Genomic DNA, 10,620 nt, shown 5'->3' with positions numbered 1-10,620 from the left:
TGGACGACCGGGCGCAGTCGATCTCCTCCGCCGTGGAGGAGCTGTCCACCTCAGTCGGCAGCATCACCGAGCACTCCCAGGAAGCCCGGCAGGAGGCCGATCAGGTCGCGGACAGCGCGGATGCCGGCGTGAAGGCGGCGGATCAGGCGGCGGAGACGATGGACGGCCTCGTGGCGAGCGTGGAGCAGGCCTCTGGGCAGGTCAGCAAACTCTCCGAGGCGTCCCAGCAGATCGGCGAGATCGTTCAGCAGATCCAGGACATCGCGGAGAAGACCAACCTGCTCGCCCTCAACGCCACGATCGAGGCGGCGCGCGCCGGCGAGGCGGGCAAGGGCTTCGCCGTGGTGGCCGATGAGGTGAAGTCGCTCGCCAATCAGACGCAGAAGGCCACGGAAACCATCCGCGGGCGCATCGAGACCCTGCAGGGCGAGATCACCAACATCGTCGGCGCCATGGAGGACAGCGGCCGGCGCGTGCGCGAGGGCCAGGAGGTCGTCGCCTCGACGGGTCAGGAGATGAAGCAGGTCGCCTCGCGCGTCGACGCGGTGAAGCAGCGCCTGCACCACGTCGCGGCGATCCTGGAGCAGCAGACCGGCGCCTCCAACGAGATCGCCGGCAGCATTTCCACGATCGCGGACATGAGCAACCGCAACCTCTCGGTGATCGAATCGGCGATCTCGCAGCTCGAGGCGAGCGAGCAGGAGATCGTCGCCGGCATCGAGGACGTGCTCACGCGCGCGCCCGCCTACGCCACGATCCAGGCGGCGAAATCGGACCATATGATCTGGATGCGCAAGCTGGCGCAGATGCTCGCCGGCCGGGCGCGGCTGAACGAGGCCGAGCTGGCCGACCACCACGCCTGCCGCCTGGGGCGCTGGTACGACGCCCAGACGGACGAAACGCTCACGCGCCACCCCGCCTGGCAAGCCCTCAAGGCGCCGCACGAGCGCGTGCACGCCTGCGGCATCGAGGCGACGCGCCGCTACAACGCGGGCGATCTGGACGGCGCGGCGGAAAAGGTCCGCGAGGCCGGCGAGGCGTCGCAGGAGGTCATGACGCAGCTCGACCGGCTGGCCGCCGATTTTACCTGACGGCCCGGGCAGGCGGCGGTCGTCACTCCGCCGCCGCGGCCGGCTCGGCTTCCACCGCCGGGGTGTAACCCCAAACGTGGGCGGGCGGCACGTTCACCAGGGCCACGCCCAGACGCTGCCCGGTGACGCCGGTTTCGCGCTGGCGGATGGGGGACTTCAGCGAATAGGTGTACTGTAGGATCTGCCCGCCTTCGCGCAGGCACTGGATGCACTGCCCGATGTAGCTGCGCTGCTTGGCGTCGGAGAACTGCAGCGCCGGGATGCCGGAAATCACCGTCGCCGCGCGGCCGAGCAGCTCGCCGGGCACGATCTCGGCGGGCGTGCTGGCGTCGTCGGCGAGGATCGTGGCGCGCGGGTAAAGCCGGCGGAGGTAGGCGACCAGATCCGTGTCCAGCTCCACGAGCACGAGGTTTTCCTCGCGCGCGCCGGCGGCCAGCAGGTCGTGCGTGATCGTGCCCGTCCCGGCCCCCAGCTCGACGACGATGTCGTCGGGCGAGCTCACCGCGTTGCGCGCCACCAGCCGGCCAAGGGCGCGCGAGCTGGGCGCGATCGCGCCCACGCGCAGGGGATGGGCGAGCCAGCGCCGCAGGAAGATGCCCAGTTCGCCGCGTGCCTGTGCCATGGGCGCGTTTCCCGTTGCCGTTCGGATGCTCTGTTCGTCGTATGCCCTGACCGCGCTGTGCCGGTCGTGCGCGCTTGACCCCGCACGGCGCGGTGCTACGTTCGCCCGTCCACGGCCGCGCGGTATGTAACCGACAGTGATAGGGTCCCACGCGCGGCGTCGCAAGAGGCCATCGGGATCGTGCGGTTATGAGCGTCGACTACCGCGCCACGGTATTTCTGCCCCAAGCCGACCATTTCCCCATGCGTGCGCGCCTGCCCAAGCGGGAGCCGCAGACGCTCGCGACGTGGGACGAGATGGACCTGTACGGCAAGCTGCGCGCGCAGAGCGCCGGCCGGGACAAGTTCGTCCTGCACGACGGCCCGCCGTACGCGAACGGCCATCTGCACATGGGCCACGCGCTGAACAAGATCCTCAAGGACGTCATCAACCGCGCCATGCAGATGCGCGGCTATGATGCCAACTACGTTCCCGGCTGGGACTGCCACGGCCTGCCCATCGAGTGGAAGGTCGAGGAGGGCTACCGCGCCGAGGGCCGCAGCAAGGACGACGTGCCCGTCACGGAATTCCGGCGCGAGTGCCGCGAGTTCGCCGAGCGCTGGATGGCCACCCAGATCGAGGAGTTCAAGCGCTTCGGCGTCGAGGGCGACTGGGACCACCCCTACGCCACGATGAGCTATCAGGCCGAGGCGCAGATCGTGCGCGAGATCGGCAAGTTCCTCGTGAGCGGCGGGCTCTACGCCGGCACGCGCCCGGTGCTGTGGTCGGTGGCGGAGAAGACGGCGCTCGCCGACGCCGAGGTCGAGTACCACGACCACACCTCGCCCACCATCTGGGTGCGCTTCCCGGTGATAAAGGCTCCGACAGAGGAGCTCTGCGGCGCAAACATCGTTATTTGGACGACGACTCCATGGACGTTGCCTGGCAATCGCGCTTTAGCGTGTCATCCAGATATTTCATATTCGGTTATCCGAGTAGATGAGACTTATGAGGATAGTCTCGCTGAGTTCGGTGAGCGCTTGGTAGTTGCTACTGACCTGCTTTCGAGTTTTGTCGGCGAGGTTGGTATCAAGCACTATGTGGAAATTGCAGCGATAGACGGTAAAAAGCTTTCAGAAGATGTGGTCTGTAATCATCCGCTACGAGAAGCGGGCTTTTGGGTGAGATCACCTGTTCTTCCAGCCGATTTTGTAACTCTCGATCAGGGAACTGGGATTGTCCATATTGCACCGGGTCATGGCACGGATGATTGGCTGTTAGGAAAGCAGCACGGATTAGACATACCGGAAACGGTCGATGAGAATGGTGTCTTCCTGGAGCACGTACCGCTCTTCGCCGGGGAGCAGGTCTACACGCCCAAGGGCAAGGAAGGCGGCGCCAACCGCGCGGTCATCGACAAGCTGCGCGAGGTCGGCGCGCTGCTCCACCGCGGCACGCTGCGCCACACCTACCCGCACTCCTGGCGCTCCAAGGTGCCGCTGATCTTCCGAGTCACGCCGCAGTGGTTCATCTCGATGGGCAAAAATGCGCTGCGGCACAAGGCTCTAGCGGCGATTCGAAACACGAAGTTTTACCCGCCTGACGGCAAGCAACGTCTCTACGATATGATCGCGAACCGCCCCGACTGGTGCGTCTCGCGCCAGCGCCGCTGGGGCGTGCCGCTGCCCATCTTCGTGCACAAGCAGACCGGTGAGCCGCTGCGCGATCCGGACGTCATTGAGCGCATCGCCACTGTCTTCGAGGCCGAGGGCGGCGACGCCTGGTTCGACAGCGATCCCCAGCGCTTCCTGGGCGAGGCCTACGACGCCGCAGACTACACCCAGGTTCAGGACGTCGTGGAGGTGTGGTTCGACAGCGGCTCCACGCACAGCTTCGTGCTGGAACAGCGCGACGACCTGAAGTGGCCCGCCACGCTCTATCTGGAGGGCACGGACCAGCACCGCGGCTGGTTCCACACCAGCTTGCTGGAAGCCTCGGGCACGCGCGGCGAGGCGCCCTACGAGGGCGTGCTCACCCACGGCTTCGTGCTCGACGGCAAGGGCCACAAGATGTCCAAGTCCATGGGCAACGTCATCTCGCCCCAGGACATCATGAACGAGAAGGGCGCGGACATCCTGCGCCTGTGGGTGGTCGCGGCCGACTACGCCGGCGACGTGCGCATCAGCGACGAAATCCTGGGCTTCCACGCCGACGCTTACCGGCGCATGCGCAACACCCTGCGCTTCCTCATCGGCACGCTGCACGACTTCGACCCCAGCGAACGCGTCGATCCGGCGGAGATGCCGGAGCTGGAGCAGTGGGCGCTGCACCGCATGGCGGAGACGGCGCAGGTCATCGAGACGGGCGCGCAGGGCTACGACTTCACCACGATCTACCACCACCTCTACCAACTCTGCGCCGTCGACCTCTCGGCGTTCTACTTCGACGTGCGCAAGGACGCGCTCTACTGCGACCGGCCCGACAGCCTGCGCCGGCGCGCCTGCCGCACGGTGCTCGACCGGCTGTTCCACGCGCTGACGGCGTGGCTGGCGCCCATCCTGGCGTTCACGGCCGAGGAGGCGTGGTGGGCCCACGGCGCCGGGCCGGAAGAGAGCGTGCACCTGCGCCAGTTCCCCGAGATCCCCGCCGGCTGGCGGCAGGACGCCCTGGCGGCCAAGTGGCACAAGGTGCGGCAGGTGCGCCGCGCGGTGACGGGCGCGCTGGAGGTCGAGCGCGCGGAAAAGCGCATCGGCGCGGGGCTGCAGGCGCATCCGGTCGTCCACATCGCCGACGACGCGCTGGCCGAGGCCGTGGCCGACGTCGATCTGGCGGAGATCTGCATCACCTCCGGCGTCACGGTGACGCGCGAGGCCGCGCCGGCCGAGGCCTTCACCACGGACGACGCGCCCGGCGTGGCCGTGGTGGTGCGCCTGGCCGAGGGCGAGAAGTGCCAGCGCTGCTGGCAGGTGCGCCCGGACGTCGGCAGCGACCCGCGCGCGCCCGAGACCTGCTCGCGCTGCGCCGACGCCGTCACCCATCTGGGCATGGCCGCCGCCTGAATGGCGCGCCCGGGCTCCGCCACGTATGGCCTGCTGCTGGCCGCGCTGGTGCTGGCGCTGGATCAGGCCACCAAGGTGCTGATCCATCAGGTGGTGATGGTGCCGCCGCGCATCATCGAGGTGACCGGGTTTCTCAACCTCGTGCTGGTGTGGAACCCCGGCATCAGCTTCGGCCTGCTGGGCGAGGGCAGCGCCGTGCAGGTGTGGCTGCTCGCTGCTTTCGGCACGATCGTGGCGGGTGGGCTGATCGCCTGGCTGGTCGTCGGCGTCCCCGGCCGGCTGGCGTCCGTGGCCGTGGGCCTGATCGCGGGCGGCGCGCTGGGCAACGTGATCGACCGCCTGCGCTTCGGCGCGGTCATGGACTTCGTGGACGTGCACGCGTACGGCTGGCACTGGCCCGCGTTCAATGTGGCGGACGCAGGCATTACGGTGGGCGTGATCGGGCTGCTGCTCGACTCCCTCTTGCGGGAGCGCGCGGCCCGGCAAACCTAACGGGCAGGGAAAGCCCCACGTGAGGGGCCTTGCGGGATGACCCCAGGACACGGGATCGATGGCATGCAGTTGAACGCCGGCAGCCGGCTGGCGGTCGCCGTGGCTCTCGGCGCGGCGCTGCTGGTCAGTGGGTGCGACAGCATCAAGGACGCCACCGGCATGACCAAGGAGCCGCCCGACGAATTCCGGGTGGTTTCCAACAAACCGCTCAGCATGCCGCCGGAGTTCGAGCTGCGCCCGCCCAAGCGCGAGGGCGAGGGGCCGGACGCGCGGCAGCCGCGCAGCGACGCGGAGGCGGCCGTGTTCGGGGGCGATGACGCCAACGGCAGCGAGTTGACCTACGAGGGCACCAAGGAGATGTCGCGCGGCGAGCGCGCGCTGCTGGGCGCCGCCGGCGCTGAAGACGCGTCCGGCGGGGTTCGCGACAGCCTGGAGGCCGAGGCGCGCAAGGCGAACGAGGCCAGCCTGACGGACCGCTTGGTGTTCTGGCGCGAGCGCAACGGCAACGCCAGCGTGCTCGACGCGCAGGCCGAATCGGAGCGCCTGCGCGGCAACGCGGCCGTGGGCAAGGAGCCCACCGAGGGCGAATCGCCCACGATCGAGCGCGAGGGCGACGAGGAACGCGGCTGGTTGGAAGGGATCTTCTAGGACATGCGCAACCGCTTGTGCGGCCCGCGCGCGCTGCGGCGCGTGCTGGCCGGTCTGACGGGCGCGGCCCTGCTCGCGGTGGCCGCGCCGGCCCCCGCGGCGGACGGGGCCGCGTCGCAGGGGCTGTTCAACCCCACCACCTTCACGCTCGACAACGGGCTGGAGGTCGTGGTGGTGGAGAACCGGCGCGCGCCCATCGTGACGCAGATGCTGTGGTACAAGGTGGGCTCGGCCGACGAGCCGCACGGCAAGTCCGGGCTCGCCCACGTCTTTGAACACATGATGTTCAAGGGCACGGAGAAGCACCCGGGCAACGCCTTTTCCCGCATCGTCGCGCGCCACGGCGGCGAGCAGAACGCCTTCACCAGCGACGACTACACCGGCTACTACCAGACGGTCGCGCGCGAGCATCTCGGGCTCATGATGAAGCTCGAGGCGGATCGCATGGAGAACCTGCGCCTGGGCGAAAGCGACTTCCTCACCGAGCGCCGCGTGGTCCTGCAGGAGCGCTACCAGCGCGTCACCAACGATCCCCAGAGCCGCCTGCAGGAGATGGCTTCGGCCACGCTCTACCTGCACCATCCCTACGGCACGCCCATCATCGGCTGGGAAAACGAGCTGAAAAAGCTCGAGCTGGCCGATCTGGAGGGCTACTACGACCGCTGGTACGCCCCAAACAATGCCGTGCTCGTGGTCGCCGGCGACGTCACGCCCAAGGCCGTGCGCAAGCTGGCCGAGAAGCACTACGGCGACATCGAACGGGAAGAGGTGCCCGAGCGCCAGCGCGTCACCGAGCCCGAGCAGACGGCCCAGCGCCGCGTTGCGCTCAGCAGCCCGCAGGTGTCGCAGCCGCGCCTGTCCATCCGCTACCTCGCGCCCAGCTACCGCACGGCCGAGGACGAGGGCATGCCCTACGCCCTGCAGGTGCTGGACGAGGTGCTGGGCGGCGGCCCCACCAGCCGCCTCTACCGCGCGCTCGTGGTGGAGAAGGATCTCGCCGTGAGCGCGGGGAGCTGGTACAGCCCCACCGCCTACGACCGGACCAGCTTCGGCTTCTACATCTCCCCGCGCGGCGAGGTGCCCATCGAGAAGGTGGAAGCCGCGCTGCGCGCCGAGATCCGCGATGTGCTGCAAAACGGCGTTTCCGAGCGGGCGGTGTCGGACGCGATCACCCGCCTGCGCGCCGACGCGGTCTACGCGCGCGACAGCATCTCCTCCGCGCCGCGCATCATCGGCCGCGCGCTCACGGTCGGCCAGACGGTCGAGGACGTGGAGGCGTGGACGCAGCGCATCCGCGCCGTCACGCCCGCCGACGTCGAGGCCGCGGCCGAGCAGGTCCTAAAGGAAACCCGGTCCGTCACCGCCGTGCTGACGGCCGAGCCCGCGAGCTGATCCCATGCCGCTGCTGCGTTTCGCCGCGCCGCTGATCGCCGTGCTGGTGCTGGCGGTCGGCTGGAGCTCCCCGGCCGGCGCCGTCGACCCCAAGCGCGTGGTCACGGGCTCCGGCATCGAGGCCTGGCTGGTGGAAGACCACGCCAACCCCGTGCTCTCGGTGAAGTTCGGCTTCCGCGGCGGCGCGTCGCTGGACCCGGCGGACAAGCCGGGGGTGGCGAACCTCGTGGCGGGCACGCTCAACGAGGGCGCCGGGGAGCTGCCGAGCCAGGCGTTTCAGGAGGCGCTCGCCGCCAAGGCCATCGAGATGTCCTTCGGCGCCGGCCACGACGACTTCTCGGGTACGCTCAAGACGCTCAGCGAGCACCGCGGGCGCGCCTTCGAGCTGCTCGGGCTGGCCCTGACCGAGCCGCGCTTCGACCCCGAGCCCGTGGCGCGCGTCACGAGCCAGGTGCGCGCCAACCTCGCCACCCAGGCGGAGGAGCCGAGCTACATCGCCAACCGCGCGCTGATGCGGGCGCTCTTCCCCGACCACCCCTACGGCGAGCCCACGGACGGCACGCCCGCCAGCCTGGACGCCATCGCGCCCAAGGACCTGCACGCCTACGTCGAGCGCGCGTTCACGCGCGACCGCCTGGTGATCGGCGTGGCCGGGGACATCACGCCCGAAGAGCTCAAGCCGCTGTTGGAAAAGGCGTTCGGCCGGCTGCCGCAAAGCTCGCAGGCCGCGCAGCCGGTGCCGGAAACCGAGCCCGAGGCGGCGGGCGAGACGATGGTGGTGGACCGCGACATCCGCCAGGCCTGGGTGGCCTTCGCCCATCCCGGCATCGCCCGCGACGACCCGGACTACTACGCCGCCAGCCTGGTCAACTACATCCTCGGCGGCGGTTCGTTCGCCTCGCGCCTGATGCAGACCGTGCGCGTCGAACACGGGCTGGCATATTCCGTCTACAGCTACCTGCACACCCTGGAGCACGCGCCGCTGATCGGCGGCGGGCTCGGCACGTCCAACGACCGCGTGGCCAAGGCGCTGAAGCTCACGCGCGACACCTGGCGGCGGCTGGCGAGCGAGGGGCCGACGGAGAAGGAGCTCAAGGACGCCAAGACCTACCTCAAGGGCTCCTTCGCCACGAACCTGGGCAGCACTGGCGGCATCGCGGCGGTGCTGCGCGCCATGCAGCGCGAGAAGCTGGGCATCGACTACATGGACGAGCGGCGCGAGCTGATCGACGGCGTCACGGCGGAAGATGCTAAGCGCGTCGCCGGTGAGTTGCTGGAAGCCGACGCGCTCACCACCGTGATCGTGGGGGAGCCAACAGACGTCGAGCCCACGCGCCCCGCGCCCGAGATCGGGTCCTGATCCCCGCCGAGGCCGTCATGGCGATCCGTCGCTTGCCGGAGGGCGTGGTCAACCGCATCGCCGCGGGCGAGGTGGTCGAGCGCCCCGCCGCCGCCGCCAAGGAGCTGGTGGAGAACGCGCTCGACGCGGGCGCGTCGCGCATCACCGTGCGCCTGCGCGAGGGCGGCAAGGCGTATCTGGCCGTCGAGGACGACGGCTGCGGCATGACGCCGGACGAGCTGCGCCTCGCCGTGGACCGCCACTGCACCTCCAAGCTCGCCGGCGACGACCTCGTCCACATCGACAGCCTGGGTTTTCGCGGCGAGGCGCTGCCCTCGATTGGCTCGGTGGCGACAATGACGGTCGCCAGCCGCCCCGCCGGCCAGGACGAGGGCTGGCAGCTCACCGTGGACGGCGGCGCGCTGCACGGCCCCGAGCCGGCGGCCATGACGGCGGGCACGCGCGTGGCGGTCCGCGACCTCTTCCAGGCCACGCCCGCGCGGCTCAAGTTCCTCAAGGCCGCGCGCACGGAAACCCAGCACATCCTCGACGCCGTGCAGCGCTTGGCCATGGCGAACCCGGGCGTGAGCTTCGCCGTGGTCTCGGAGGACCGCACGGCCCTGCGCCTGGACGCGTGCGCCGGCGATCTCTTCAGCGCCCGCCTGGAGCGCCTGGGCGCCATCATGGGCCGGGACTTCAAGGCCAACGCCGTGCCCGTTGATGCCGAGCGCGACGGGCTGCGGCTCTCGGGCTACGCCGGGCTGCCGACGCTCAACCGCGCCAACGCGCGCGCCCAGTACCTCTTCGTCAACGGGCGGCCGGTGAAGGACCGCCTGCTCCAGGGCGCCATCCGCGGCGCCTACCGCGACCTCCTGGCGCGCGACCGCCACCCCATGGTGGCGCTCTTCCTCGACTGCCCGGCGGAAGCTGTGGATGTGAACGTCCACCCCGCCAAGGCGGAGGTCCGCTTCCGCGACAACGAGCGCGTGCGCGGGCTGATCGTCGGCGCGCTCCAGCACACCCTGGCGGAAGCGGGGCACCGTGCCTCGGCCACCGTGGCGGATCAGGCCGTCGCCGCCGCGCAGCCGCGCGCGGGACCGGCCCCGGCGCGCCCGGCCAGCGGGCCGGCCCACCAAGCGCCCGCCGGCATGGCGGACGCCGCGCACGCCTACCACGCGCCGCTGCCGGAGCTGGACGCCGCCCCGCAGGCGCGCGCGGCAGCACCGAGCGCGCAGCCGGCCTCCACGCCCGATCCGGGAGCGTCGGCGCCGGCAGCCGAGGACGAGGCCAGTGAGACGGGCGAGGCGCATCCCCTGGGCGCGGCGCGGGCGCAGCTGCATGCCAACTACATCGTCGCCCAGACCAGCGACGGCTTGGTGATCGTGGACCAGCACGCCGCGCACGAGCGTCTTGTCTACGAGCGCATGAAGGGCGAGCTCGCGGCGACGGGCGTGGCGCGGCAGATGCTCCTCATCCCCGAGGTGGTGGAGCTGGACGCCGCCTCGGCCGCGCGCGTGGCGGAGCGCGCCGAAGAGCTGGCCGACCTCGGCCTCGTGGTGGAGGCCTTCGGCGGCGGCGCGCTGGTGGTGCGCGAGGTGCCGGCGCTGCTGGGCGAGCCCGACGTTCAGGCCCTGCTGCGCGATCTCGCCGACGAACTGGCGCAGTGGGACAGCGCCATCGCGCTCAAGGACCGCCTGGACCACGTCTGCGCCACGCTGGCCTGCCACGGCTCGGTGCGCGCGGGCCGCCGCCTCAACGGCGAGGAGATGAACGCCCTCCTGCGCCGGATGGAATCCACGCCCTTCACCGGGCAGTGCAACCACGGCCGGCCCACCTACGTGGAGCTCAAGCTCCACGACATCGAAAAGCTCTTCGGCCGCCGCTGAACTGAAGGCAGTTCAATCCCATCCGTCATTCGACACCGGCGTAACGTCGAGGTGAATGGGTCTCTCACCTTCGGTCTCGGTGCGATCCGTGCGTCATGAATGGGACGCGTCG

General features: G+C 70.1%; 8 protein-coding genes. 7 read left to right on the top strand and 1 reads right to left on the bottom strand.

Annotation, left to right across the window (positions count from 1 at the left end):
- Positions 1 to 1,091, top strand: a 1,091-nt coding sequence (locus BLQ43_RS14050; RefSeq protein WP_090022610.1) for a methyl-accepting chemotaxis protein, incomplete at its 5' end; no start/stop codon positions are given.
- Positions 1,092 to 1,113: 22 nt separating this feature from the next.
- Here BLQ43_RS14050 and BLQ43_RS14045 read toward each other — a convergent pair.
- Positions 1,114 to 1,713 carry a class I SAM-dependent methyltransferase gene (locus BLQ43_RS14045; RefSeq protein WP_090022607.1) on the bottom strand — a complete coding sequence of 200 codons (600 nt, stop codon included), beginning with the start codon at positions 1,711 to 1,713 and terminating at the stop codon, positions 1,114 to 1,116.
- Positions 1,714 to 1,901: 188 nt separating this feature from the next.
- On the opposite strand from BLQ43_RS14045, the gene ileS reads away from it, so the two are divergent.
- The 6 genes from ileS to mutL all read left to right on the top strand — a co-directional run bounded on the left by ileS (position 1,902) and on the right by mutL (position 10,508).
- On the top strand, positions 1,902 to 4,751 hold the full coding sequence (gene ileS, locus BLQ43_RS14040) for an isoleucine--tRNA ligase (protein ID WP_090022603.1): 2,850 nt from the start codon (positions 1,902 to 1,904) through the stop codon (positions 4,749 to 4,751).
- Positions 4,752 to 5,243, top strand: coding sequence for a signal peptidase II (lspA, locus tag BLQ43_RS14035; RefSeq protein ID WP_090022599.1), 492 nt, complete (start codon positions 4,752 to 4,754; stop codon positions 5,241 to 5,243). It abuts the gene before it with no gap.
- A gap of 63 nt (positions 5,244 to 5,306) precedes the next feature.
- Positions 5,307 to 5,891: a DUF3035 domain-containing protein gene (locus tag BLQ43_RS14030; protein ID WP_176758700.1), complete on the top strand. Its 585-nt coding sequence runs from the start codon at positions 5,307 to 5,309 to the stop codon at positions 5,889 to 5,891.
- A gap of 3 nt (positions 5,892 to 5,894) precedes the next feature.
- Entirely contained in the window at positions 5,895 to 7,283 is a 1,389-nt protein-coding gene (locus BLQ43_RS14025; RefSeq protein ID WP_090022592.1) for a M16 family metallopeptidase, read from the top strand.
- Between the two features lie 4 nt (positions 7,284 to 7,287).
- Positions 7,288 to 8,643 carry a M16 family metallopeptidase gene (locus BLQ43_RS14020; RefSeq protein ID WP_090022589.1) on the top strand — a complete coding sequence of 452 codons (1,356 nt, stop codon included), beginning with the start codon at positions 7,288 to 7,290 and terminating at the stop codon, positions 8,641 to 8,643.
- A gap of 17 nt (positions 8,644 to 8,660) precedes the next feature.
- A complete protein-coding gene (gene mutL / locus BLQ43_RS14015) occupies positions 8,661 to 10,508 on the top strand; it encodes a DNA mismatch repair endonuclease MutL (RefSeq protein ID WP_090022587.1) in 1,848 nt (615 codons plus the stop codon).
- Positions 10,509 to 10,620: the final 112 nt, after the last annotated feature.

Origin of the sequence: Limimonas halophila (assembly GCF_900100655.1) — a bacterium.
Classification (GTDB): Bacteria; Pseudomonadota; Alphaproteobacteria; order Kiloniellales; family Rhodovibrionaceae; genus Limimonas; species Limimonas halophila.
This window is presented reverse-complemented; position numbering and strand designations above follow the sequence as displayed.